The 24,227-nt window shown below is 63.8% G+C and carries 20 protein-coding genes; 10 read left to right on the top strand and 10 right to left on the bottom strand.

Going from position 1 to position 24,227, the window contains the following annotated elements; translation table 11 throughout:
- Positions 1 to 39 precede the first annotated feature (39 nt).
- Entirely contained in the window at positions 40 to 930 is an 891-nt protein-coding gene (locus Q9451_RS21400; RefSeq protein WP_012271480.1) for a LysR family transcriptional regulator, read from the bottom strand.
- Positions 931 to 1,032: 102 nt separating this feature from the next.
- On the opposite strand from Q9451_RS21400, the gene Q9451_RS21395 reads away from it, so the two are divergent.
- The 5 genes from Q9451_RS21395 (at position 1,033) to zapE (ending at position 6,029) form a co-directional block, all read left to right on the top strand.
- Positions 1,033 to 2,112 carry a polyamine ABC transporter substrate-binding protein gene (locus Q9451_RS21395; RefSeq protein ID WP_012271481.1) on the top strand — a complete coding sequence of 360 codons (1,080 nt, stop codon included), beginning with the start codon at positions 1,033 to 1,035 and terminating at the stop codon, positions 2,110 to 2,112.
- A gap of 25 nt (positions 2,113 to 2,137) precedes the next feature.
- Entirely contained in the window at positions 2,138 to 3,103 is a 966-nt protein-coding gene (speB, locus tag Q9451_RS21390; RefSeq protein WP_012271482.1) for an agmatinase, read from the top strand.
- A 227-nt stretch (positions 3,104 to 3,330) separates the two neighbouring features.
- Positions 3,331 to 3,648, top strand: a complete 318-nt coding sequence (locus tag Q9451_RS21385) for a hypothetical protein (protein WP_012271483.1) — start codon at positions 3,331 to 3,333, stop codon at positions 3,646 to 3,648.
- 22 nt (positions 3,649 to 3,670) lie between these two features.
- The gene (locus Q9451_RS21380) at positions 3,671 to 4,822 is read left to right on the top strand and encodes a PQQ-dependent sugar dehydrogenase (RefSeq protein ID WP_012271484.1); all 1,152 of its coding nucleotides are present in this window, start codon (positions 3,671 to 3,673) and stop codon (positions 4,820 to 4,822) included.
- 100 nt (positions 4,823 to 4,922) lie between these two features.
- Positions 4,923 to 6,029: a cell division protein ZapE gene (zapE, locus tag Q9451_RS21375; RefSeq protein ID WP_012271485.1), complete on the top strand. Its 1,107-nt coding sequence runs from the start codon at positions 4,923 to 4,925 to the stop codon at positions 6,027 to 6,029.
- 32 nt (positions 6,030 to 6,061) lie between these two features.
- Here zapE and Q9451_RS21370 read toward each other — a convergent pair whose 3' ends face one another.
- From Q9451_RS21370 to yegQ, 6 genes are all read right to left on the bottom strand, one after another.
- Entirely contained in the window at positions 6,062 to 7,060 is a 999-nt protein-coding gene (locus Q9451_RS21370) for an alpha/beta hydrolase (RefSeq protein WP_012271486.1), read from the bottom strand.
- A 75-nt stretch (positions 7,061 to 7,135) separates the two neighbouring features.
- The gene (locus Q9451_RS21365; RefSeq protein WP_012271487.1) at positions 7,136 to 7,573 is read right to left on the bottom strand and encodes a YqaA family protein; all 438 of its coding nucleotides are present in this window, start codon (positions 7,571 to 7,573) and stop codon (positions 7,136 to 7,138) included.
- The gene (locus Q9451_RS21360) at positions 7,573 to 8,001 is read right to left on the bottom strand and encodes a DUF411 domain-containing protein (RefSeq protein ID WP_012271488.1); all 429 of its coding nucleotides are present in this window, start codon (positions 7,999 to 8,001) and stop codon (positions 7,573 to 7,575) included. Before Q9451_RS21360 ends, Q9451_RS21365 begins: the two co-directional genes overlap by 1 nt.
- Positions 8,002 to 8,015: 14 nt before the next feature.
- Positions 8,016 to 8,891 carry a copper resistance protein B gene (locus Q9451_RS21355; protein ID WP_012271489.1) on the bottom strand — a complete coding sequence of 292 codons (876 nt, stop codon included), beginning with the start codon at positions 8,889 to 8,891 and terminating at the stop codon, positions 8,016 to 8,018.
- The gene (locus Q9451_RS21350; protein WP_012271490.1) at positions 8,884 to 10,584 is read right to left on the bottom strand and encodes a copper resistance system multicopper oxidase; all 1,701 of its coding nucleotides are present in this window, start codon (positions 10,582 to 10,584) and stop codon (positions 8,884 to 8,886) included. The genes Q9451_RS21355 and Q9451_RS21350 overlap by 8 nt, the downstream gene beginning before the upstream one ends.
- Positions 10,585 to 10,662: 78 nt before the next feature.
- On the bottom strand, positions 10,663 to 11,997 hold the full coding sequence (gene yegQ / locus Q9451_RS21345) for a tRNA 5-hydroxyuridine modification protein YegQ (protein WP_012271491.1): 1,335 nt from the start codon (positions 11,995 to 11,997) through the stop codon (positions 10,663 to 10,665).
- A 133-nt stretch (positions 11,998 to 12,130) separates the two neighbouring features.
- Here yegQ and Q9451_RS21340 point away from each other — a divergent pair, with 133 nt between their 5' ends.
- Positions 12,131 to 13,195, top strand: coding sequence for an AI-2E family transporter (locus tag Q9451_RS21340; protein WP_012271492.1), 1,065 nt, complete (start codon positions 12,131 to 12,133; stop codon positions 13,193 to 13,195).
- Positions 13,196 to 13,246: 51 nt separating this feature from the next.
- Complete coding sequence (locus Q9451_RS21335) at positions 13,247 to 14,656, top strand: PLP-dependent aminotransferase family protein (protein WP_041166443.1); 1,410 nt, start codon at positions 13,247 to 13,249, stop codon at positions 14,654 to 14,656.
- Here the strand turns inward: Q9451_RS21335 and panB are convergent.
- The 3 genes from panB to Q9451_RS21320 all read right to left on the bottom strand — a co-directional run bounded on the left by panB (position 14,644) and on the right by Q9451_RS21320 (position 17,574).
- On the bottom strand, positions 14,644 to 15,459 hold the full coding sequence (panB, locus tag Q9451_RS21330; protein ID WP_012271494.1) for a 3-methyl-2-oxobutanoate hydroxymethyltransferase: 816 nt from the start codon (positions 15,457 to 15,459) through the stop codon (positions 14,644 to 14,646). The two genes, Q9451_RS21335 and panB, sit on opposite strands and share 13 nt — an antisense overlap.
- A 146-nt stretch (positions 15,460 to 15,605) precedes the next feature.
- The gene (gene phnX, locus Q9451_RS21325; protein WP_012271495.1) at positions 15,606 to 16,433 is read right to left on the bottom strand and encodes a phosphonoacetaldehyde hydrolase; all 828 of its coding nucleotides are present in this window, start codon (positions 16,431 to 16,433) and stop codon (positions 15,606 to 15,608) included.
- A gap of 34 nt (positions 16,434 to 16,467) precedes the next feature.
- Positions 16,468 to 17,574 carry a 2-aminoethylphosphonate--pyruvate transaminase gene (locus tag Q9451_RS21320; protein ID WP_012271496.1) on the bottom strand — a complete coding sequence of 369 codons (1,107 nt, stop codon included), beginning with the start codon at positions 17,572 to 17,574 and terminating at the stop codon, positions 16,468 to 16,470.
- 112 nt (positions 17,575 to 17,686) lie between these two features.
- On the opposite strand from Q9451_RS21320, the gene Q9451_RS21315 reads away from it, so the two are divergent.
- The 3 genes from Q9451_RS21315 to Q9451_RS21305 are packed head-to-tail and all read left to right on the top strand — an operon-like array spanning position 17,687 to position 24,171.
- The gene (locus Q9451_RS21315) at positions 17,687 to 18,550 is read left to right on the top strand and encodes a LysR substrate-binding domain-containing protein (protein WP_012271497.1); all 864 of its coding nucleotides are present in this window, start codon (positions 17,687 to 17,689) and stop codon (positions 18,548 to 18,550) included.
- A gap of 38 nt (positions 18,551 to 18,588) precedes the next feature.
- Positions 18,589 to 19,611 carry an AraC family transcriptional regulator gene (locus Q9451_RS21310; RefSeq protein ID WP_012271498.1) on the top strand — a complete coding sequence of 341 codons (1,023 nt, stop codon included), beginning with the start codon at positions 18,589 to 18,591 and terminating at the stop codon, positions 19,609 to 19,611.
- 6 nt (positions 19,612 to 19,617) lie between these two features.
- Entirely contained in the window at positions 19,618 to 24,171 is a 4,554-nt protein-coding gene (locus Q9451_RS21305) for an NEL-type E3 ubiquitin ligase domain-containing protein (RefSeq protein ID WP_345960725.1), read from the top strand.
- Positions 24,172 to 24,227 lie beyond the last annotated feature (56 nt).

Raw genomic sequence — 24,227 nt, 5'->3', positions numbered from 1 at the left:
TGTTGCAGCCTGAACTGGCCTCTGTGGGCGCGGGCCGGTTCAGGCAAATGCTGCCAGCAAGTCCTGCGCAAACGCCTGCTGTGCTTCACCAACCCCCTGTGCCCGGTGCCGGGCCAGGGTAAACGGCACCACGAAATCCAGCCCCGGGTCCAGCGCCCACAACAACCCCTCGGCCTCCCAGTCCTGCGCGCAGTGGCATGGCAGGTAGCCGATATGCCGCCCCGACAGAATGAACGTCAGCACGCTCTCGATCTGCTCTGCCACCGCCATGCTGCGCTGGCTCTGGAACGGCTCACCGCCTTTGAGAAAACGGTACGGATGGCGCACCTGGTCCATGTCCAGCAGCCGCTCAAGCCCAACCCCCGACTCGCCGAACAGCACATGCCCTTTGCCGCAATACAGCCGTTGCCGCTCCTCGAACAATGGCTGGTAATCAAAGGCCGCCTGTTTGCCGGAAAAGTAGCTGATGGCACAGTCCAGCCGCTGCTCCAGCAACAACCGCTCAAGCTCCGCTGGCGGTGCACTGATCAGCTCCAATTGCACCGATTCCTCTCGCTTGCGAAACGCCGCAATGGCCGCCGCCAGCTTCAGGCTGACTGCCTTGTCCTGGTTTTCCGCCAGACCGATGCGCACGTTGCCCAGCAACCGCCCAGCAACGCCGTTGGCCTGCTGGCGGAACTGCTCGATGTTCAGCAGCAGGCCACGCGCCGCCTCCAATAACAATTCACCTTTGTCCGTCAGGCGAAAACCACCCTTGCCACGGCTGCACAGGCGGTAACCCAGGCGAGCCTCCAGCTGTGCCATGCGCTGGCTGATGGTGGGCTGGCTCAGGCCCAGCACGCCTTGCGCGGCGCTGAAGCCACCGGCCTGGACTACAGTGACGAACAGCCGCAGCAGGTGCAGATCGGGGTCGTGCAATTGTCCGAGCATTACATTGGTCCTGGTGAATGTCAGCTTTGCAAACTTGCCATTTCTGCAATGTAACCCGGCTGGCATGCTCGCGGCATCCACCCATTAGCCGAGGTGTCCGCCATGCGTCGATCGTTGTGCTTGTTGTCCCTGGTCCTGGCCTTGCCGTTACAGGCGCAAGAAAAGGTCGTGAACCTCTATAGCTGGGCCGACTACGTTGCCCCGCAAACCCTTCAGCGCTTCGAGCGAGAAACCGGCTACAAGGTGCGCTACGACACCTTCGACACCACTGAAGTGCTGGAAACCAAGCTGCTGACCGGTGGTAGCGGTTACGACGTGGTGGTGCCGTCAGCTACCGTGCTGGCCAGGGCGCTCAAGGCCAATGCCCTGCAACCGCTCGATCCCCAGGCCATGCCCGGCTACAGCAATCTCGACAAGGACCTGCTGGCCAAGCTCGCCGAGGCCGACCCCGGCAACCGCCATGCCGTGCCGTACACCTGGGGAACGCTGGGCCTTGGGGTGAATGTGGAGGCCGTGCGTCAGCGCCTGGGCGATGTGCCGCTCGACAGCCTCGACCTGCTGTTCAAGCCCGAGTACGCCAGCCGTCTGAAGGACTGCGGCATTGCCATGCCCGATTCGCCACAGGAAGTGATCGGGGTTGCCCTGAACTACCTGGGCAAAGACCCTTACAGCCAGAACAAGGATGACCTGGCTGCCGCGCAGAACCTGCTCAGCCAGTTGCAGCCGTCGATCAGCTATGTCGCCAATGGCCGGCAGATCAGCGACCTGGCCAATGGCAGCGTGTGCCTGGCGCTGACCTATAACGGTGATGCGGCAATGGCCGCCGACCAGGCCCGCCGTGCCGGCAAGCCGTTCGAGCTGATCTACCGCATCCCCCGCGAAGGCACGCTGGTGTGGCAGGACAACCTGGTCATTCCAAAAGACGCCCCGCACCCCGAGGCCGCGCGAGCGTTCATTGCCTTCATGCTCAAGCCCGAGTCGGTGGCGGCGCTGACCAACACGCTGTTCTTCGCCAATGCCAACCAAGCCGCCACACCGCTGGTGGACGAAGCGGTGCGCAACGACCCGGACATCTACCCACCCGCCGAGGTACGCCAGCGCCTGTTCGCCGACCGCAGCATGGCCTTGGCCGATTTGCGCCAGCGTAACCGCCTTTGGACGGCTTTCCGCAGCCGCCAATGAGACATGACAACCAAGGAGCCCGACCGTGGAGCAAGCCGCAAGCAACGACCAGGCGATGACCCGCGACAGCCTGTATGGCACTGCCGCCGAAAGTACCTACGCCGGTATTACCAGTTTCTCTCGCCGCCGCTACAGCCGCGATTTGCGGGGTGTGGATGTGGTGGTCAGCGGTGTGCCGTTCGATACTGCCACCAGCAACCGCCCCGGCGCGCGTTTCGGCCCACGGGCGATCCGCGCCGCTTCGGTGCAGCAGGCCTGGGCCCGGCACTGGCCGTGGGCGTTCGACCCCTTCGACCACCTGGCGGTAATCGACTTTGGCGACTGCCCCTTCGACAGCGGCACGCCGCATTCGGTGCCGGACAGCATCGAGGCCCATGCAGAGCATATCCTGCAGGCGGGTTGCGCCATGCTCACCCTCGGTGGCGACCACTTCATCAGCTACCCGCTGCTAAAGGCTCACGCCCGCCGCCATGGCCCGCTGGCGCTGATTCACTTCGATGCCCACAGTGATACCTGGCCGGACGAGGAGGGCAAGCGCATCGACCACGGCACCATGTTCTGGCATGCCGCCCGCGAAGGCCTGGTGGACCCGGCTCACTCGGTGCAGATCGGCCTGCGCACCACCAATGACGACAGCCAGGGCTTTGCCATTCTCGACGCCCGACAGGTGCACCGCCAAGGCACCGAGGCGGTGATTGCAGCGATTCGTCAGCGGGTGGGCGAGCGCCCGGTGTACCTGACCTTCGACATCGACTGCCTCGACCCGGCCTATGCGCCTGGCACCGGTACGCCGGTGTGTGGCGGGCTGAGCACGGTGCAGGCGCTGGAGATCCTGGGTGGGCTGCGCGGTATCAACCTGGTGGGCATGGACCTGGTGGAAGTGGCGCCGGCTTATGACCATGCCGATATCACGGCGCTGGCGGGGGCGACGCTGGCGATGGAGATGCTGTGTCTGTATGCCGCCCGGCATAAAGTGGATAAGGGCCAGTAACTTGGAGCCGCGTTGCGGCCCATCGCGATGCTAGGCCGCTGCTAGAAGCGAGCGCGTGCCCCCTGTAGGAGCGTCCTTGCGTCGCGATGGGCTGCAATGCAGCCCCATGGGCGCATACTGAAACATCAGGAATCATCTCCATCCATATTCACACTTTTGCCGCGAACCCTTCGCGCCTTAGGCTATCAAACCGACCAGGCGCGGCATTTTCGTACAGGAGGTGAAGCATGACCCCGACATTGCCCATCCTGGCCCTCGGCCTGGCTTTGTGCCTGCCCGCGCACGCAGCCCTGCAGCAGCCTTTGCAGCTCGCCGCCGGCAACAACAACCCCTACAACAGCCCGATCCAGCGCGCCAACCCCAACAGCCGCCAGGGCAGCATGCCGGCCACGCCACCGGTGCGCGGCCCGTCCACCGACCCGTACCAGCGTCCCCCCACGCTGGACAACCGCGGCATCGGCAACGGCGACAACCTGCGCCGCCAGCAGCAAACCCCGAACCTGGAACCCACCCGGCCACCGCGCGACAATCCGCGTGCGCCATAAGCCCGATTGAAAGGAATCCTGCATGCTTCGAGCACCCTGGCTAGCCACCCTGACTGCCGCCGCGTTGCTGCCCTTGTTGGCGCAGGCGGCAGCGGAACAGCAGTTTCGCAGTGAAGAAGGCACCTTGACCGTCAGCACCGTTGCCGATGGCCTGCGCAACCCTTGGGCACTGGCGTTTCTGCCGGGCGGCAAGGACATGCTGGTGACCGAACGCACCGGCAACCTGCGGCTGGTCAATGCCGAGGGCAAGGTTGGCCCGCCGATCAGTGGCGTACCCAAGGTCTGGGCCGAAGGCCAGGGCGGCTTGCTGGACGTAGTGCTGTCGCCGGAGTTCGGCAAGGACCGCACCGTGTACCTGTCGTACGCCGAGGAGGGCAGTGATGGCAAGGCCGGTACCGCCGTGGGCCGTGGCCAGCTGTCTGAAGACCGTGCCCGGTTGGAGAACTTCACGGTGGTTTTCCGCCAGCAGCCCAAGCTGTCGGTGGGTAACCACTTCGGCTCGCGCCTGGTATTCGACCGCAACGGCTACCTGTTCATTGCCTTGGGCGAGAACAACCAGCGCCCCACTGCCCAAGACCTGGACAAGCTGCAAGGCAAGATCGTGCGCATCTTGCCGGACGGCGAAGTGCCCAAGGACAACCCCTTTGTCGGCAAGAGCAATGTGCGGCCGGAGATCTGGTCGTACGGCCACCGCAACCAGCAAGGCGCCGCGCTCAACCCTTGGACCGGCAAGCTGTGGACCCACGAGCACGGCCCGCGTGGCGGCGACGAAATCAACATACCCGAACCCGGCAAGAACTACGGCTGGCCGATTGCGACCCATGGCATCAACTACTCGCTGCTGCCGATCCCCGAGGCCAAGGGCAAGCACGTCGACGGCATGGTCGACCCGCACCATGTGTGGGAAAAGTCACCCGGTATCAGCGGCATGGCGTTCTACGACAGCCCGACGTTCAAGGCCTGGGACCACAACCTGTTCATTGGTGCGTTGGCCACTCAGGAACTCATCCGCTTGCAGCTGAAGGGGGACAAGGTGGTGCATGAGGAGCGTTTGCTGGGTGACTTGAAGGCGCGTATTCGCGATGTGCGGGTGGGGCCGGATGGGTACCTGTATGTACTGACCGATGACAAGGATGGGGCGTTGCTGAAGGTGGGCTTGGACGGCGACGCCTGACGCGCTCTCTTTGTGGGGGCGGTCAGTGCCAGCTCTGGAGTTTCATACACAACAGTTGCACCCACAATGTGTGCTCTGCACCCGCTGTGTAGAATGCGGCATGGCTACCGACCCCCAATCCTGCTACCAGCAAGCCCTGAACACCCAGGGCTTTGTCGCCGAACCCGCCCAGGCCCGCGCCGTCGAGGCCCTGCAAGCTTGCTTCCAGGCCGTCGAGCAAGGCCGCCCCACCCAGGGTATCTACCTCTGGGGGCCGGTGGGCCGGGGCAAGACCTGGCTGATGGATCAGTTCCACCGCTGTCTGCGCCTACCCAGCCGGCGCCAGCACTTCCACCACTTCATGGCCTGGGTCCATCAGCGCCTGTTTCAGCTTAACGGCACTGCCGACCCGCTTCTGGCCCTGGCTCGGGACTTGGCCGGGCAGATCCGTGTGCTGTGCTTCGATGAACTGTTCGTCAACGACATCGGTGATGCGATCATCCTCGGCCGCCTGTTTCAGGTTCTGTTCGACCAGGGTGTGGTGATTGTCGCCACTTCCAACCAGCCACCCGAGCAGCTCTACCGCGATGGCTTCAACCGCGAGCGGTTCCTGCCGGCTATTGCCGCCATCCAGCGGCACATGCAGGTACTGCCGGTGACGGGCGAGCAGGACCACCGTCTGCACCCCGGTGCAGAGCGGCAGCGCTACTGGGTAGCGGAGGCGGGGCAGGCCAGCCAGTTGGGCGGGGTGTTCTGCCAGCTTAGCCCGGAAGACAGCGGCACTGATCGGCCATTGGTGATCGGCTCCAGGCAGGTTCAAGTGGTGCGGCGCAGTGAGCAGGCTATCTGGTGCCGCTTCGCCGATCTGTGCGAACAACCTTTGGCGGCCATGGAGTTCATGGCCTTGTGCGATCAATTTCCCGCGATTTTGCTATCCGGCATACCGGCGCTGGGTGGTGAGCAGCGGGCGGGGCGTATTGCCCGCGGCACCGAGGATGGCGCGGCGCGGGTGGTGGCAGGCGACCGTGAACTGCCGGCACTGTCACCCAAGGATGACGCGGTACGCCGCTTCATTGCCCTGGTCGACGAATGCTACGACCGCCGTGTGGCCTTGTACCTGGAAGCACAGGTGCCGCTCGATGCCCTCTACACCCAAGGGTACTTGGCCTTTCCGTACCAACGAACCCTGAGCCGGCTTCGGGAGATGCAACTGCAACGCTTTGCCTGAAAAGGCGCCCAAGCATGCACCCGACTACGGGCTTACTTGTTCAGCCACTCGACCAAGGTACGGTTGAACCGCACCGGCTCCTCGATCTGCGGTGCATGCCCCATGCCTTCGAAGGTGATCAGTTCACCTTTGGGGATCAGCTTGGCCACCTGTGGCCCCAGCTCTGCATACTTGCCCAGCTTCGCCTTTACTTCCGGCGGCGCGATATCGCTGCCGATGGCCGTGGTGTCCTTGTCGCCTATCAGTAGCAAGGTCGGCATCTGCAGGTCGCTGAACTCGTGGTACACCGGCTGGGTGAAGATCATGTCGTAGATCAGCGCCGAATTCCACGCCACGGCTTCATGCCCCGGCCCTTTGTTCAGGCCCACCAGCATCTGTACCCAACGCTCGTATTCCGGCTTCCAGCGGCCGGCGTAGTAGGTCTTGCGCTCATATTCGCGCACCCCCTCGGCATCCAGCTTGAGCTCGCGGGCATACCACTGGTCCACGGTGCGGTAGGGCACGCCCAGGGCTTTCCAGTCTTCCAGGCCGATCGGGTTGACCATGGCAAGGCGTTCAACTTGCTGTGGGTACATCAGCGCGTAGCGGGTGGCGAGCATCCCGCCGGTGGAGTGGCCGAGCACGGTGGTTCGCTTCACGCCCAGCTGTTCGAGCAGGGCATGGGTATTGTCCGCCAGTTGCTGGAAGCTGTACTGGTAATGCGCCGGTTTGCTCGATGTACAGAAGCCGACCTGATCGGGGGCGATGACCCGGTAGCCGGCCTTGCTCAGGGCGTCGATGGTGGTTTCCCAGGTGGCGGCGCAAAAGTTCTTGCCGTGCATCAGCACCACGCTGTGGCCGTTGGCCTGGCCCTGGGCGGGCACGTCCATGTAGCCCATCTGCAGGGCCTGGCCCTGAGACTTGAAGTCGAAATGCTTGAGGGGGTGTGGGTAGTTGAACCCTTGCAGTTGTGGGCCGTAGGTGGGCGACTCGGCGGCGATGGCCGAACTGCCGGCCAGGCAGGCCAGAGCCAGGGCGGTTGCGCGCAGCATGGGGGCACTCCGTGTAGGGCCATGTAGGAATGGGCGACTTTAGCAGCCAGGCGCGGGCTGGAAACGTGAAAGGTGTTACCAGCCGTGAAACCAGCCCAGGGTAATCATGGCCAGCACCGCATAGCGGCCGGCCTTGGCCAGGGTCACCAGCAACAAAAAGCGCCAGAACGGCTCACGCATGATCCCGGCGATCAGCGTCAGCGGGTCGCCGATCACCGGCATCCAGCTGAGCAGCAATGACCATTGCCCCCAGCGCTGGTAGCGCTGCTGCGCACGCTCCAACTGGGTAGCACTGAACGGGAACCAACGCTTGTCACGCAGGTGCTCAATGGCCCGCCCCAGCAGCCAGTTGACTACCGAACCCAACACATTGCCCAGGGTGGCGACCAGCAGCAGCGTCGCCCAGGCCTCGGGCTGGCGCAGCAACAGGCCGACCAGTACGGCCTCCGATTGCAGCGGTAGCAGGGTGGCGGCGCCAAAGGCGCTGAGGAACAGCGCCCACAGGCTGAGCATCAGTAGTTGGCTACAACGGTGTCCTGGCCCTCCTGGGTCACACCGATAACCTGGTAGGCATCCTTGTGGTCACCCATTTCCATGCCCGGCGAGCCCATGGGCATGCCCGGCACGGCCAGGCCCTTGAGGTCGCTGCGCTTGGTCAGCAGGCGTACCTGCTCGGCCGGTACGTGGCCTTCGACGAACTTGCCGTCGATCACCCCGGTATGGCACGACGCCAGCCGTGGCGCCACGCCCAGACGTTGCTTGACCGCGCTCATGTTCGGCTCGACGTGGTCGTTGACGGTGAAGCCGTTGTCCCGCAGGTGGCTGATCCAGGCCTTGCAGCAGCCGCAGTTGGGGTCGCGGTAGACGTCGATGGTCTCGGCGGCCTGGGCCAGGCCGGTGACGGCCAGCAGGCCCAGGGTCAGCAGGTGTTTGCGCAGCATGGTGAAGCACTCCTTTAGAAACGCAGGCGGATACCGGCGACCAGGCGGGTCTGGCCTTGGTCTTCGCCGTCTTCGCGGGCCTGGTCGGCACGCGTGCCGTGCAGGCGGTTGAAACTGACCCCGACGTAGGGGGCGAAGCCGCGCGTGATTTCGTAGCGCAGGCGCAGGCCCACTTCGCTGTCGGCCAGCCCCGCGCCTTGCTCGCGCCCGGCGTCATTGCGGCCGTAGAGGTTGGCTTCCAGGGTCGGTTCCAGTATCCAGCGGTTGGTCAGCAGCATAGCGTAAGCGGCTTCCAGGCGCAGCGCGGTCTGTTGCCGCTCGCCGGCATAAGCGGTGGTTTGCAGCTCCAGGCCGTACAATGGCGTGCCCTGGATACCGAAGGCGGCCCAAGCCTGGCCGCTGGCTGGCTTGAAGTCCTGGCGCACGCCGGCCACCAGCTCCCACCACGGGCTCACCGCATGGCCCCACAGTGCCTGCAGCTCGGCCTTGTGGGTCTTGCCCTGTTCGCGCTCGCCTTCACTGCGTAGCCACAGGCGGTCGATATCGCCGCCGACCCAGGCGGTGGCATTCCAGTTCAGGGCACTGCTGCTCTCGAAGTTCTGGTATTCGAGTTTGTCCACGACCACCGCCCAGTTCAGCGCCCTGTCATGCACCTGGTGCCCGGGCAAAGGTGGGAAGGCGGCGCGGCGGTCGGCGTCGGTGATGGCTGGCAGCGGCGTGCGAGGCTGGCTGGGGGTTGCCTGGCCATGGCCCATGCTTTCATGGTTCATGGTGCCGTGCTCCATGCTGGCGTGGTTCATGTGTGCCATGCCAGCGGCCATCGCCCGTTCGCTGGCGAGCAAGGTCAGCAGCGTCACGCCAGCCATGATGCTTTTGCGGGTGTCATTCATCGACGCGTACCTCGCGGAACATGCCGGTCTCCATGTGGTAGAGCAGGTGGCAGTGATAGGCCCAGCGGCCCAACGCATCGGCGGTCACCCGGTAGGAACGGCGGCTGCCGGGCGGGATGTCGAGGGTGTGCTTGCGCACCAGGAACTGGCCGTGCTCGTCTTCCAGGTCGCTCCACATGCCGTGCAAGTGGATGGGGTGGGTCATCATGGTGTCGTTGACCAGGGTGATGCGGACCCGCTCGCCGTAGGTCAGGCGCAACGGCTCGGCATCACTGAACTTGATGCCGTCGAACGACCAGGCGAAGCGCTCCATGTGGCCGGTCAGGTGCAGCTCGATGTCTCTTGATGGCGTGCGGCCGTCGGGGTCGGGGTAGGGGCTGCGCAGGTCGGCATAGGTGAGTACGCGGCGGCCATTGTTGCGCAGGCCGATACCAGGGTCGGCCAGGTTGGCGCGTGGGGCCATGGTCTGCATGTCCACGAGCGGGTTGTCGGTTTCGCTGGCCGGGTGTTGCTGCATGGCCGACATGGCGGCGTGGTCCATGCCGGCCATGTTGCTGTGGTCCATGCTGGCCATGGCGCCCATGCCACCGTGGCCCATGTCATCCATGCTCAAGACCGGGCGCGGGTCGGGTGCAGGCACTGGCGCCTGTAGCCCGGCGGCGCGAGCCAGGGTGCCGCGGGCGAAGCCGGTGCGGTCCATGCTCTGGGCGAACAGGGTGTAGGCAGGTTGGTCGCCCACGGTCACCAGCACGTCGTAGGTCTCGGCCACGGCAATGCGCAGTTCGTCCACGCTCACCGGCGTCACCGGCAAGCCGTCGGCGGCGATCACCGTCAGCTTAAGCCCAGGGATGCGGAAGTCGAAATAGGTCATGGCCGAAGCGTTGATCAGCCGTAGACGCACGGTCTCGCCCGGCTGGAACAGGCAGGTGAAGTTGCCCTCCGGCGGCTGGCCGTTGAGCAGGTAGGTGTAGGTGGCGGCGCTGATATCCGCCAGGTCGGTGGGGCTCATGCGCATGCGTGCCCAGGCCGTGCGCTCGGCGACGGTCGGGCTCCAGCCCTTATCGGCAACGTCGTCGATGAAGTCGCCGACGGTGCGCTTGTGGTAGTTGTACGCGTCGGACTGTTTCTTCAGCGTGGCCATCAATTGCTCCGGCGCCTGGTCGGACCAGTCGCTGAACAGCAGCACATGGTCGCGCTGGTAGCGATGCGCTTCGGGCTCGCGGGGTTCGATCACGATCGCCCCGTATACCCCGGCCTGTTCCTGCAGCCCCGAATGGCTGTGGTACCAGTAGGTGCCGCTTTGGCGCAGGGTGAACTGGTACCGGTAGTCGCCGCCGGGCTCGATGCCGGCGAAGCTCAGGCCAGGTACGCCGTCCATGTTGGCCGGCAGGATGATGCCGTGCCAATGGATCGAGGTGTCCTGTGCCAGGCGGTTGCGCACGCGCAGGGTCACGGTGTCGCCTTCGCGCCAGCGCAGCAGAGGGCCGGGCAGGCTGTTGTTGATGGTCAATGCGGTGCGCGGGCGGCCAGTGATGTTCACCGGCGTCTGGCCGATGAACAGCTCGAAGTGCTGGCCGGCCAGGTCACGGCCTTCGGCGGCCTGGGCCAGCGGGCGCCACAGCCCCAGGCCCGCCAGTGTGCTGGCGGCGCCCAGGCCTTTGACGAAGGTACGGCGGGAGGGGTTGCGCAACATGGCGTGGCCTCATGCGGGAGAGCCACGATGTTCGCTGCCGCCGCCTGTCAGGCAGCTGAGGTGCACATTACAGCGCTGTCAGCTTGCGGCCTCGTCGGCGCCGAGGTCGCGCATCAGCAGGCCGTAGTCGAGGGTTACCTGCTCCGGGATCGGCAGATACACCACATGGCCATCGCCCGGCGCCACCTCGATGGTCTGCTGCTGGCGGTCGCACAGGCGGTGCAGGTCGAAGTGGTAATTGCCGCGCGGGGTCATCAACTCCAGGTGGTCGCCCACGGCGAAGCGGTTTTTCACCTTGACCTCGGCCAGGCCGTCGACGCGCACGCCGGTCAACTCGCCAACGAACTGCTGACGCTCGGACACGGAATTGCCGCGCTGGTAGTTTTGGTACTCGTCGTGCACGTGGCGGCGCAGGAAGCCTTCGGTGTAGCCGCGTTGTGCGAGCGATTCGAGGTTGCCCATCAGGGCGCGGTCGAATGGCCGCCCTGCCACCGCGTCGTCGATCGCCTGGCGATACGACTGCACTGCGCGGGCACAGTAGAAGTGCGATTTGGTGCGGCCCTCGATTTTCAACGAATGCACGCCCATCCCGGCCAGGCGCTCGACGTGCTGGATGGCGCGCAGGTCCTTGGCATTCATGATGTAGGTGCCGTGTTCATCTTCGAACGCCGGCATTTCAGTGCCAGGGCGGTTGCTTTCCTGCAGCAGGAATACCTGCTCGGTAGGGGCGCCCAGGCCCAGGGTGGGCTGCACTTCGCGCACGATATCGCCGGTGGCGTTCTCGGTGGCGGGCGTGGCGTCGTACTTCCAGCGGCAGGCGTTGGTGCAGGTGCCCTGGTTGGCGTCACGCTTGTTGAGGTAGCCCGACAGCAGGCAGCGGCCGGAGTAGGCCATGCACAGGGCGCCGTGGACGAACACCTCCAGCTCCATGTCCGGCACCTGCTGGCGAATTTCTTCGATCTCTTCCAGCGACAGCTCCCGTGACAGGATCACCCGGCTCAGGCCCAGTTGCTGCCAGAATTGCACACTGGCCCAGTTGACTGTGTTGGCCTGCACCGACAGGTGTACCGGCATCTGCGGGAAGTGCTGGCGCACCAGCATGATCAGGCCGGGGTCGGACATGATCAGCGCGTCTGGCGCCATCTCGATCACGGGCGCCAGGTCCTTGAGGAATGTCTTGAGCTTGGCATTGTGCGGGGCGATGTTGACCACCACGTAGAAGCGCTTGCCCAGGGCGTGTGCCTCCTGGATGCCCAGCGCCAGGTTGGCGTGGTCGAATTCGTTGTTACGCACTCGCAAGCTGTAGCGCGGCTGGCCGGCGTAGACCGCGTCGGCGCCGTAGGCAAAGGCGTAGCGCATGGTCTTGAGGGTGCCGGCGGGGGCCAGCAATTCGGGCTTGGCGGTAGGGTTCATGTGCGCACCGGGGCAAAAGGCGCGGATGCTAGGGCCAGTGGCAAACACGCGTATTGATTTGCATCAAGGGAGTAACGGCACTTTTAGCCAGCCGGTGAGCACTAATATCCCAGAAGCCACGCGAGAACCTGCGATGAACGAAACCGCGCTACAGAACAAAGCCCTGGCCGTACTCCTGGCGCTGGTGACCATCGCCTTCTTCTGGATCCTGCTGCCGTACTACGGCGCCATCTTCTGGGCGGTGATCCTTGGCATCCTGTTCGCCCCGCTGCAGCGCCACCTGCTGATACGTTTCGGACGGCGGCGCAACCTGGCCGCCGCCGCGACCACACTGGTGTGCCTGCTGGTGGCGATCCTGCCGGTGATCATCACCAGTGCGCTGCTGGTACAAGAGGGCGCCACGCTGTACCAGCGCATCGAAAGCGGGCAACTGGACATCGCCGGATACGTCGAGCACGGCAAGGACATGCTCCCGGCATTCGCCCAGCATGGCCTGGACAACATGGGCATGGGCAACCTCGACGGGTTGCGCGACAAGATCACCAAGTGGGCAACCCAGGGTAGCCAGGCACTGGCTAGCCAGGCGTTCAGTTTTGGCCAGGGCACATTCGAGTTCGTGATCAGTTTTGGCATCATGATGTACCTGCTGTTCTTCTTCCTGCGTGAAGGGCCCGAGGTGGCCCGTCGGGTGCGGCTGGCCGTGCCACTGCCTGAGCACCAGAAGCGCCGTTTGCAGCTGAAGTTCAACCGTGTGGTGCGGGCGACCGTGAAAGGCAACGTGCTGGTGGCCATTACCCAGGGCGCGCTGGGCGGTTTAATCTTCTGGGTGCTGGATATTCCGAGTGCATTGGTGTGGGCGGTGCTGATGGCGTTCTTGTCGCTGCTGCCGGCGGTAGGCGCTGGGATCGTCTGGGCGCCGGTGGCCGCGTATTTCCTGCTGACTGGGGCGATACTGCCTGGGGTGATCCTGACCGCGTTCGGTGTGCTGGTGATCGGCCTGGTGGACAACCTGCTGCGGCCGATCCTGGTGGGCAAGGACACACGCATGCCAGACTATCTGATCCTGGTGTCGACCCTGGGCGGGCTGGCGGTGTTCGGCCTCAACGGCTTCGTGATCGGGCCATTGATCGCGGCGCTGTTCATGTCCAGCTGGGGGATCTTCGCGGCAACCAAACCCCAGGTGCAATTACCCCAGTAGGGGTTTACCGACGTGCCCAAGGTTGGGTTCAATGCCGTCTCTGGCGCCGTTATGGAAAACAGCCAAATCGACAAGCCCAACTTTACCTACCAGGCGGTCTACCGCTACTTGCTCGACAGGATCGAGGCCGCACCTGCCGATGTGGAGCAGCGTCTGCCGTCGCTGCGCCAACTTGCGCGGCAATTGCATGTTTCGGTATCGAGTACCCAGTACGCCTATGCGCTGCTCGAAGACGAAGGGCGGGTGTATGCTCGGCCAAAGCAGGGCTACTTCAGCCGAGCCCGTCCCACCACCATCTGTGTGCAGCATTCGGAAAACCTGCTCGACACCGTATTCGCCAGCGCCCGACAGCCGGGTATGTTGGCCTTGGGCAGCGATGCGCCGGCCATGTTGCTGTCGCTGCAGCAGCCGCTGCTGATGATCGAGCGCGAACTGGCGCGTCAATACCCGCATTCTTTGGCGCCGCTGTATCAGCCCTTCGGTGAGCCCGAGTTGCGCACGGTACTGGCCGACCGCTACACCCGCTCGGCACAGCAGTATTGGAGCGCCGATCACGTGTTCATCGGCGCGGACCTGCGCAGTGTGCTGGAAGTGTCCTTACGCGCCCTGGGCCTCGAAGGCCAGCTGGCATTGGTGGAGTCGCCCTGCAACTGGGCAGTGCTGAGGCAATTGCAGGCTGCGCGCATGACCATCATCGAAGTGCCCTTGGGTGATGACGGGCGTTTCGACTTGCAGCAGGTTCACCGGCTGTTGCGCGATCAGCCAATACGCCTGGCCGTGCTGTCGTCGGCGGCCAACGTACCCCAGGGTGGTCTGATGCCTGCGTCAGACAAGCAGCTGGTCTGCCGCTGGCTTGCCAAGCACGCTGTGTGGCTGTTTGAAAACGATGGCTACGGCGAGTTGTGCTTCCACGCCGGAGCACCGCGCTACCGGGACTTCGCCGACCCTGACCGGCTGCTGGTGTTTTCGACCTTCGACAAACTGATTGGCGCAGAGGCGCCCTTTGGCTACCTGCTTTGTCGCAAGCAGACCGAACGCTTTCAGCAGCTGTTCCTGGAACGAGCCTTTCGCTTGTCGCCGATCCGCCAAAGGGCCATCGCCCGGCTTTTCACCTCGCGTCGGGTCGAGTTGCATGTGCAGCGTTTGCTGCCGAAGTTGCGCGAGCGTTTACAGCAGATGAGGCGGCTACTGGAAGCGCACGGCCAGGGCTGCCTGCGCATCGCCGAGTCGCAGGGCGGGGCCAGCCTGTGGCTGCAGGCGACCCGGCCGGTGGATATGCGCCGGGTCTTCGAGCGGTTGCTGGCGCAGCGTATCGTCATTGCGCCCGGTGAAATTTTCAGCCAGTGCGGCCTTTGGCGCAGTCATCTGCGGCTGTGCTGCACGGTGGACTGGAGCAAGGATATCGCCCAGGCGCTGCAATGCCTGGTCAAGGCCATCGAGGATGAACTTCACACTCCGTAACAATGGTGCATGGCAGGGAAGGTGCCGTCGCGCACCTCATCAGCGTAGCGGGCGCAGGCTTCACGGATTGCCAGGCCGAGGTCGGCATACTGCTTGACGAAGCGTGGCACGTGCGCGCCACCGAGCCCTAGCAGGTCTTCGGTGACCAGCACCTGGCCATCGCAGGCGGGGGAAGCGCCAATGCCGACAGTGGGTTTGTCGGTGGCCTGGGTGATGGCGCGGGCCACGGGTTCGGCTACGCCTTCCAGCAAAAGGCTGAAAGCGCCAGCGTGCAGGTTGGCTTGCGCGTCGGCCCGTAACGCTGCAGCGCTGTCCGGGCTCAACCCCTGGGCTTTGTAGCCGCCCATGGCATTGACGAACTGCGGCATCAGGCCGATGTGCGCCATGATCGGTATCCCTCTTGCGACCAGGAACTCGACGGTGCTGGCCAACGCCTGGTTCGCTTCCAGCTTGAGTGCGTCGCAGCCGGTGCTGGCCAATACTTGGGCACAATTGCGAAACGCCTGCTCGTGGGATTCCTGATAACTGCCGAACGGCATGTCGGCGATCACGCAGGCCAGGCGGGTGCTGTCGACCACGGCGCGGGTATGGGCGATGGTTTCGTCCAGGCGCATACCCAGTGTGGACGGGCGGCCATAGCCGACCATGGCGGTGGAGTCGCCGACCAGGATGAAGTCGACCAGCGGATCGATCAGCCGTGCGATCGAGCTTGAGTAAGCGGTGAGCGAAACGATCTTCTGTCGGCCTTTCATGGCCACCAGTTGCGGCACGGTGAGACGGCTGTTGCGGGTGTGTGTGCTCATCGGGGGTTGGGCATCTCAGAACAGGGATGGCCCATTTTTGGCAACTTGCGGCGGCAACTCAATGTACAGATTCAGGCTGAAAAGCAACCCAGATCAGTCCCGAGATGGTTGACTGAAAAGGGCCGCGAAGCGGCCCCATGGACGGGTCAGAAGGTTTGCGGCATCTCGCCTTTGGCCAGGCGCCGGTTGATGTCGGCAATCACTTCGGGCAGTTCATTGATGGTGTCGATCAGGTAGTGCGGGCGGGAACCGGCGAACAGCGCATGGATGCGTTGACGCTCGCCTTCCAGTTTCTCGGCACTCAGTGCCCGGAAACCTTCCCAGGTCAGCCCCAGCGCGTTGCCCGAGCACACCAGCGCCACGGTCCACATGCCGGCACGGCGGCCTTCGAGAATGCCTGGCACGGTGTCGTCGACCTTCACGCAGGCCGCTACATCGTCGATGCCCAGCGCGATCACGTTGGCCAGGGCCTGGGCCGGCCACGGCCGGCCGTTCGGGGTTTCGTCGGTGGCCACCACGTGGTCCGCCACGTAGCCGTTCTGTGCTGCCAGTTCCACCACCTTGTCCATGACCACTTTCGGGTAGCCCGAGCATGAGCCGATCTTCAGCCCGTCCTGGCGCAGACCGGTCAAGGTCTCAAGGGCACCAGGGATCAGTGCCGAATGTACGGCGATCTTCTCGATTTGCAGCGGCATGAAGCGGTTGTAGATGGCCGTGACGTCATCGTCGGTCGGGGTACGGCCAAACACCTTGCGGTAGCGCTCGGCAATTTCCGGCACGTCGCACAGGGTGCGGATATGGTCCCATTTGCCCATGCCCATCGGGCCACGGGCTTCTTCGATGGACACCTGCACATCGAATTCGGCGAAGGCTTCGACGAAGATCTGGGTTGGAGCGAAGGAGCCGAAATCGACCACGGTGCCGGCCCAGTCGAGGATGGCGGCTTGCAGCTGGGTTGGGTTGCTGTAGTTCATGTGCGCTAATTCCTGAATTCGGGTGGGCAAAGGGTCAGATGTCCAGCACTTCCATTTCCCGCAGCACTTGGGCTACGGCATTCACGGCGGCCTGCATGCCGTCCGCCCCGACCACACCGATGCAGCCGACGCGGAAGGTTTCGACTTGGGTCAGCTTGCCTGGGTAGAGGATGAAACCCTTGGCCTTGACCCGCTCATAGAAGTCCTTGAACTGATAGCGGGCATCGTTCGGTGCGTGGAAGGTGACGATGATCGGCGCCTGGATCTCGGCTGGCAGGAAGCTGCGCAGGCCAATGGCAGCCATGCCGTCGAGCAGGGTCTTGCAGTTGTCGGCGTAGCGCTGGTGGCGAGCCGGCAGGCCACCTTCCTCGTTGTATTGCTGCAGCGCTTCATGCAGGGCCGCGACCACGTGGGTGGGCGGGGTGAAGCGCCACTGGCCGGTCTTGGCCATGTAGGCGTGCTGGTCGTGCAGGTCCATGGCCAGCGAGTGGGCATTGCCTTCGGCAGCGGCCAGAGCGGTTTTTTCGGCGAAGACGAAGCCCATGCCTGGGACGCCTTCCAAGCACTTGCCGGAAGCGGCGATCAGCGCCTCGAAGGGAATTTCGCGGGCGTCGATCGGCAGCGCGCCGAACGAACTCATGGCATCGATGATCAGGCGTTTTCCGTGGCGTTTGATCACCTGAGCGATTTCGGGCAACGGGTTGAGAATGCCGGTGCTGGTTTCGCAGTGGATCAGCGCAACGTGGGTCACGGCGGGGTCGGCGGCCAGCAGGCGGTCGACGTCGGCGGCGGTGGTCGGCTGGTCTTCGGCGGTTTCGAAGGTGCTGTAGGGACGGCCCAGCACTTTGCAGATCTTCGCCAGGCGCTGGCCATAGGCGCCATTGATCAGCACCAGCACCTTGCCATCGCGTGGCACCAGGGTGCCGATGGCCGCTTCCACGGCGAAGGTGCCGCTGCCTTGCAGCGGCACGCAGTGGTGGCTGGCGCTGCCGTCGATGATCGCCAGCAGTTGCTCGCACACACTGGCGGTCAGTTGATTGAAGTCGCGGTCCCAGGAGCCCCAGTCCACCAGCATGGCTTGGCGGGTGCGGATTGATGTGGTCAGGGGACCTGGGGTCAGCAGAATCGGGGCGTTGCTCATTCCGTTATTCCTCACAAGCGGTGGGCTGAAACTACGGGGCCTAGGTTGCAATTCACGCTGCCATCAATCAAATTGTTTGTTGTTATCCCAGCTATAAGTCAGGCCGATAATTATGAACCTGTTCCAGTTGCGCGCTTTCGATGCCGTAGCCCGTGAGGGCAGCTTTACCCGTGCTGCCGAGCGTCTGTTCATCAGCCAGCCGGCGGTGACCGGGCATGTGAAGGCACTGGAGGAGCATTACCAGATCACCTTGCTGCGGCGTACTGCACGGCGAGTGGAACTGACCGAAGAGGGTACCCGCCTGGCGGCCATTACCCGCGCCATGTTCGGTCTGGCTGAAGAAGCGCAAGCCATGCTCGAGGCCAACCGCCAGTTGCTGACCGGGCGCCTGGAGGTCGCCGCCGACGGTCCGCACCGGGTCATGCCCATGCTGGCGCAGTTGCGCGAACGCTACCCTGGCATCACCGTCAACTTGCGCCTGGGCAACGCACAGGAGACGCTGGCTGCGCTGTTGTCCGAACATGCCGATGTGGCGGTGTTGACCGAAATCGAACCGCGCAAGGGCCTGTATCTGCAGAACCTGTGCGAATCGCGACTATGCGCGCTGTTGCCAGCGGGGCATGCCTGGGCCGATGGCGAAGGTGACTTACCCCTGGCCGAGCTGCACCAGCAGATCATGGTGCTGCGCGAGCCCAGTTCGACTACCCGACGCACCTTCGACAAGGCCTGCGGCACTGCCGGTGTGCAGCCACGTGTGCAACTGGAGCTGGACAGCCGTGAGGCGGTTACCGAGGCGGTGGCATCGCAGCTTGGCATTGGTGTGGTGTCGTCCACGGAAGTGGCCAACGACCCCCGAGTGGTGGCGCGGCCGCTCGCCGGGCAGGGCCTGGTCAACCAGCACATGGTCAGCTGCCTTGAGCGGCGCCGTGAGTTACGCTTGATCCAGGCATTCCTGGGCCTGGCGGCCAGCCTCTGAGCCGGCCTAAGATGGCGACATAACCTGATGGACTGCTGATGAGCGAGAAAGACACCATTTCCATGCAACTGGTGCGCGAGGCCCTGTTGCAGACCTGCCCGGCAGGCGAGCCGGATGCTGCGTTGCTGGCGCGCGCCGGTATCGATGCCGGGCAGTTGCAAGCCCCGGATGCTCGCGTCAGTGCCGAGGCCTATGCCCGGCTCTGGCGCTTGCTGGCGCGGCGTTGCAATGACGAATTCTTCGCCATGGACCCGCGCGGCCTGCGCAGCGGCAGCCTGGCGTTCCTGTGCCGGGCGAGCATGGCACAGCCAACTTTGGGCGAGGGCCTGGAAACCGCGCTGGCGTTTCTTTCGCTGATGCTCGAAGACCTGCAGCCAAGCCTGGTGCGTCAGCAGGGCCTGGCGGAAATTGTCATCAATGAGCCGCGCGACCTGCCACGGCGTGCGTTCACCTATTTCACATTCTGGATGATCGTGCATGGAGTGGCCTGCTGGCTGGCCGGGCGACGCATTGCCATTCTGGCCATTGAGCTGCGCTGTGCCGAACCACCGTATTGTGACGATTACCGGGTGATGTTTTCCGAGAACCTGCAGTTCGAGCGGCCACGTACTCGCATGATCATCAGTGCCGACTGCCTCGACGTGCCGCTGCGCCGCAGCTCTGAGGACCTGCAGCGCTTTCTGGCCGAGGCGCCCGGCAACATCCTGGTCAAGTACCGTGACCCGGCCAGCCTGGGGCGGCGTATCCGCGCCGACTTGCTGCAATTGGACCCGTCCTGCTGGCCGGATGCCGATGCCCTGGCACGACAATTGTGCCTGTCCCCGTCCACCTTGCGCCGTCGGCTGGCGGAGGAGGGGCAGAGTTACCAGGTGCTCAAGGACAGTGTCCGGCGTGAGCTGGCCATCGCCTGGTTAAGCCAGGTCGAAGCGCCCATGGGGGAAATTGCTGAGCGCCTTGGGTTTGCCGATGGCAGTTCGTTCTACAAGGCATTTCGCAAGTGGTTCGGTTGCAACCCTGGGCACTACCGTGCACTGATTCAGGCCCAAGGGGCGGCGGGTTGAAGGGTGGTGGTTCCCACTGCCGCTGACACTGGCGTGCAGGCAGGTTGTCGGTTTTTCCATCGTAAGGAGACCGACATGCCGCAGACTCAAGTCAATCCCAAAGAACAGAATGCCGATAGGGAGTTCATTGCCGAGCAACTGCCCGCTTGGCTGAGCAATGCCACGCCACGGCAACTCAATACACTGCGCAGCAAGGTGGCAGCGCACCATGCGAGCCAGCGCCGCGTGGCTGCCGTGACGCGGCAACTCCAGCCTTTGCACACGTTCGCCAAGCAGCAGCTCGAACAGGCCATGCAGGCCCGGATGGGGTTGACGCTCGACCTTGACCAGGCGACTTGGCGAGAAGAGCGCAGGCGCTTGAAAATCGTGCAAGGGACGGTGCGGGAGTTCACCTCTTACTTCGTCAGGGTACCTGCGCTGCAAAAAATGATGCAGAACTTCAAGGAGGCTGAATCGTTCTTCTCCGACACTGCGCTGGTGCAGGCCGCCCAACAGGGGGCTAGCGGCGAAGCGACTCTGAGCAGTGACATTGACGGCCTTGTCAGCCTGTGCCGGCAAACGGATGTAGGCGCAGCCTACCAGCGACATTTGGCGCAGGTGTTGACCAGTGACTTCGAGCGCGATCTGGTCGCGGACAAACGTTGCGAACTGGCGTTGGCGCTCGAGATAGCGGCCATGAAGCGCCAGCTGGGTGACGATGAATTGCGCCTACTGCGCCAAGCGCTAGCGGGTACACCCATCACGCACCCCCGTAGCACGCGCGTAGTGGTCGGTGGCCTGAAGGTGCTGGGGTGCCGGGTGGATGGCGCGCTTGCATTTGAACTGCTCTTTTCGTGGGGTAAACCCAGCAGCCCGTTTCCGTCGCCGGAACAGACTGTTGGGGTATTGTTGTACCTGCCTGATGATGTTGAGCAGCCACTGCGTTACTTCGATGGGTGGCAGGCGGCCAATCAGGCATTGGTCGCGGCTTTTGCAAATGAAGGTTACCGGCAGGGCATCGAGCGCCGTATCACCCTTGAAGACCGGGTGAAGTACATGACATTGCTCGGGACGCGTCTGCTCGATAGCAGCCCCGATCTGGATCCCGCCGTGGAACGAGGTTCGGCTGCGGGAATCAGTGACATGGCTGCCTGGCACGTGCGGCGAATCAAGAGCGACGCACGCTTTATGGCCGTACCCACGGCACAGGCCGATGCCGCCGCGGCTGCCCAGCGTCTGAAGGACCTTGAAAGCGCAGGCCTTGCGCTGCTCGGCCTGGCGAGTTTTTTTGTGCCAGGAATAGGCGAACTCTTGCTGCTTGACTGGGGGCGGCAGCTGCTTGGCCACGTCTATGAGGGCGTCAAGGACTGGAGCCAAGGGCATCAGCACGAAGCCGTTGACCACCTGCTGCAACTGGCCAGCGACCTTGCCGCCACGGGGCTGGTGGCGGGAGGCGTCGCCCTTGCCCGCAGCCCGTTTTTCGATGTGCTGGAGCCGGTCACCACCGAAGCGGGCGGGCAACGTTTGTGGCGATGCGATCTGCAACCCTACCGCCAGGCCAAGCCCAGCGAGCCGCTGATCGAGCAGGATAACGGGTTGTACAGCGATGGTAGCGGCCACTGGTGGCGTGACGAGCAGGGTTATTACCGCGTGCGGCAGGACGCCAGGGGGAACTGGCGTCTTTTGCATCGGGACGGCCATGATACCTATGGGCCGGCCTTGCGAGGCAATGGCGAACGTGCTTGGCGCCTGACCTTCGAACGCCCATTGGAATGGCAGGGTGAGACGAAGCTGCTGAGCCGTCTATGGCCATCGGCAAGGGATTTGGGTAGCGAGCGTGTTACGCAGATTCTCAAGGTTGCCGATGTCGATGAGGCGCACCTGCGTGGCCTGTTGGTGGAGGGGCGACGTCTGCCAGTCTGCTTGCGCGATACGCTGGAACGATTTTCGGTGGATGCGCGAGCACAACGTTTCTTCCAGGCGATGACGCCGAACGAAAGCGATACTGAGCTCTGGCAGTGGTGTGTCGATAGGCTGCAATTGGCAGGCTTGCCACTGGATGAGCAGGTGGCTTCGCTCCACGCGCGTGAAGTTAGCCTGCGAGGGCCGCTGCTGGAGCACTTCTCCACCCAGTACCTCGGCGATGACGAGGCGCTGAGCCTGGTGAAAAGAGACTTTTCGACACTCCCTGATGCCTATGCGCTCGAGGTGCTGCAACAGGCCGATGAAACGATGCGCACACGCATGCGCACCGAAGCGCGGCTGCCACTGGCCTTGATGGAGCGAGCGCGTAGCCTGCTACAGGAAGCCCGTCTGGTCCGACTGCGCGAGGCGCTGCACCTGAGGGGCAGTTACCACGCCGATGCAGTTGAACTGCTGTTTGTGTTGCTACGACGACATGGCCTGACGCAGCTCCCGTTCAATCTGATACAGCGTGACCAGTCCGAGAACGGTCGAGTGCTGGCGATGCTGTTTCCCGAAACGCGGGGTCAGCGCAGCCTGGTACTGGTATGGCGAGAAGGCGCCTTCGATCTATACGACGAAAACGGGCTGCGCAGTGGGCTGGAAGCCGCCGAGCCACGAGGCATCTTCGAAGTGTTGGCCGCTTGCCTTCCTGAAGCCTATCGGCAGCGTCAGGGCTGGGTGGGTGATGATGTCCCGGCACGTATCCGGGCGTCGATGCAAGGCTGGGTGCCAGCGCAACGGCAGGCGTTGCTGCGTCTGCTTGGCTGGCGCGAAGCACGCCCGCTCGCGTCGTCCTTGCAGCGCCTTGCTGACGGCCGGGTCGGTTACCTGCTCAGTGGGCGGGCCACATCGTCAGTGCCGTCAGGGCAGGTCATGCGCCAGCGGATTCGCAGCCTTTACCCAGCTTTCGACGAGCAAGAGGTCGAGCGCTTCCTGCGGACGCTCATGCGCTCTGCTGGCTCGGCCTATTCGAGCCTGCTGCGCATGGAGCAGGAATATCAGCGCCTGGATGAGCATTTGCAAACCTGGACGGAGGCCGTCTCGGCCCGTGCGAGAAACACCCGGCAGGAGGTTGCCGATGCTTTCCGGCGTGTCTGGCGGCTGGAGGGTGAGGAGGTAGTCGATGGCAATGGTGAGACGGCCGGCTTGCGCCTGAGTATCGTCGCGTGGTCGGTGGGGGAGCTGCCAAGCATACCCGCCGGTACCGACTTCGCTCATGTGATCGACCTGCTGCTGGTGGGGTTGCGTCTGGAGGCGCTGCCGCCAGGTTTTCTACGCAGCTTCCCTGCCGTGCGGCGTCTGGACCTGAGCAACAATGCCTTGAGTGCGTTGCCTGAACATCTAACCCAGCTGCGTGGCTTACGGCACTTGCATCTGCGGCGCAACAGGATCCGTGTGGCGGCAAACCAGTCCAGTGCCTTGGCTGCTCTGCCTGATTTGCGAACGCTTGATCTGAGCGAGAATCCGTTGGGTGCAATCAGCCTTGATTTCAATCAGTTGTCCCGTCTACGTGATTTGCGGCTGTTTCGTTGCGGCTTGCGGCGGGTGCCGGCAGGGTTGGAGTGGTTGGGGATGCTGGAGCATGCCGATCTGCGCAACAACCAGCTCAACGACCTGCCAGAGGCCCTGCTCAATGCCCCGGAACCTCTGCGTCGAGTAATAGCTGTGCAAGGGAACGCGTTGTCGGCGCAGGTCACCGAGCGCTTGTATGCTCAACCTGCACACGTGGGCGTAAGCGGCAACAGGGTGGAGGTGAGGGAGGGTGAGGCTGGCTGGCTGGCTACCCTGGAGGGGGAGGATATTGAAAATCGACGCCGCCAATGGCAAGCACTGCAGCGTGAGCCGGGAAGCAATGCGTTCTTTCAACTGCTCGATGAGCTAACCAGGAGCTCGGACTACCGTCTGGTGCGCTCCGATCTAAGCCGACGTGTCTGGGCGATGGTCGAGGCGCTCAACCAGGACACACGCATGCGCGAGGAGCTGTTCGAACTGGCGGCCGATCCGCGTACTTGCGTAGACAGTGTTGCCAGTTGCTTCGGTCATTTGGAGGTGCGCCAACAGGTGCTCCAGGCCACTGACGGGGGTGATCCGTTGACCACACGTGATGCGCGGCTGCTGTTGGCCCGGCGCCTCTTCCGGCTCGACCGGGTGGAAGCGTTTGCGCGGCAGGACTTCCAGTCCCGATCGCAACTGGCGAATGCTGAAGACGTGGACGAGGTGGAAGTCAGCCTTGCCTATCGCGTCGGGCTCTCGGTGCGGCTCGATCTGATCGGGCAGCCACGGACCATGCAGTTTCGCGCGATTGCCGGGGTGAGCCGCAGTGACCTGGACAGGGTCTACCAAGCTGTGCAGGAGGCGGAAGCGAGTGACGAACTTGCGCTGTTCATCAGCCAACGTGACTTCTGGTTGCCAGTACTGCGCGCGCAGCGGGCCGAAGATTTCGCGGCGTTGGAGGAACAGTTCGACACGCAACTGCAGGCACTGGATGAGCGAAAGGAGACGCTTGGCAGTGCCGCGTACGTGCAACAAGCCAACCAGATAGGCAAGGACCGTGAAGTGGCGCTGAATGCATTGGCCCTGCGCTTGACTCGCGAAGCGCTGCTGGCGCGGCCGTGAATGTAACCGGGGGCGAATCACGGGCATGGCTGCATTTCCTTGTGCCTTGCCCAGAG

It is taken from the genome of Pseudomonas sp. NY8896 (assembly GCF_039634505.1).
This window is presented reverse-complemented; position numbering and strand designations above follow the sequence as displayed.

Excerpts from the sequence above, each read along its gene's own strand:
- panB (WP_012271494.1), bottom strand. The coding sequence starts at position 15,459 with ATGAGCACACACACCCGCAACAGCCGTCTCACCGTGCCGCAACTGGTG.
- yegQ (WP_012271491.1), bottom strand. The coding sequence starts at position 11,997 with ATGAACCCTACCGCCAAGCCCGAATTGCTGGCCCCCGCCGGCACCCTC.
- zapE (WP_012271485.1), top strand. The coding sequence starts at position 4,923 with ATGGCTACCGACCCCCAATCCTGCTACCAGCAAGCCCTGAACACCCAG.
- Q9451_RS21310 (WP_012271498.1), top strand. The coding sequence starts at position 18,589 with ATGAGCGAGAAAGACACCATTTCCATGCAACTGGTGCGCGAGGCCCTG.
- Q9451_RS21320 (WP_012271496.1), bottom strand. The coding sequence starts at position 17,574 with ATGAGCAACGCCCCGATTCTGCTGACCCCAGGTCCCCTGACCACATCA.
- Q9451_RS21400 (WP_012271480.1), bottom strand. The coding sequence starts at position 930 with ATGCTCGGACAATTGCACGACCCCGATCTGCACCTGCTGCGGCTGTTC.
- Q9451_RS21355 (WP_012271489.1), bottom strand. The coding sequence starts at position 8,891 with ATGAATGACACCCGCAAAAGCATCATGGCTGGCGTGACGCTGCTGACC.
- Q9451_RS21395 (WP_012271481.1), top strand. The coding sequence starts at position 1,033 with ATGCGTCGATCGTTGTGCTTGTTGTCCCTGGTCCTGGCCTTGCCGTTA.
- Q9451_RS21365 (WP_012271487.1), bottom strand. The coding sequence starts at position 7,573 with ATGCTCAGCCTGTGGGCGCTGTTCCTCAGCGCCTTTGGCGCCGCCACC.
- Q9451_RS21380 (WP_012271484.1), top strand. The coding sequence starts at position 3,671 with ATGCTTCGAGCACCCTGGCTAGCCACCCTGACTGCCGCCGCGTTGCTG.
- Q9451_RS21370 (WP_012271486.1), bottom strand. The coding sequence starts at position 7,060 with ATGCTGCGCGCAACCGCCCTGGCTCTGGCCTGCCTGGCCGGCAGTTCG.
- Q9451_RS21315 (WP_012271497.1), top strand. The coding sequence starts at position 17,687 with ATGAACCTGTTCCAGTTGCGCGCTTTCGATGCCGTAGCCCGTGAGGGC.
- Q9451_RS21385 (WP_012271483.1), top strand. The coding sequence starts at position 3,331 with ATGACCCCGACATTGCCCATCCTGGCCCTCGGCCTGGCTTTGTGCCTG.
- Q9451_RS21340 (WP_012271492.1), top strand. The coding sequence starts at position 12,131 with ATGAACGAAACCGCGCTACAGAACAAAGCCCTGGCCGTACTCCTGGCG.
- Q9451_RS21335 (WP_041166443.1), top strand. The coding sequence starts at position 13,247 with ATGGAAAACAGCCAAATCGACAAGCCCAACTTTACCTACCAGGCGGTC.
- phnX (WP_012271495.1), bottom strand. The coding sequence starts at position 16,433 with ATGAACTACAGCAACCCAACCCAGCTGCAAGCCGCCATCCTCGACTGG.
- Q9451_RS21350 (WP_012271490.1), bottom strand. The coding sequence starts at position 10,584 with ATGTTGCGCAACCCCTCCCGCCGTACCTTCGTCAAAGGCCTGGGCGCC.
- Q9451_RS21360 (WP_012271488.1), bottom strand. The coding sequence starts at position 8,001 with ATGCTGCGCAAACACCTGCTGACCCTGGGCCTGCTGGCCGTCACCGGC.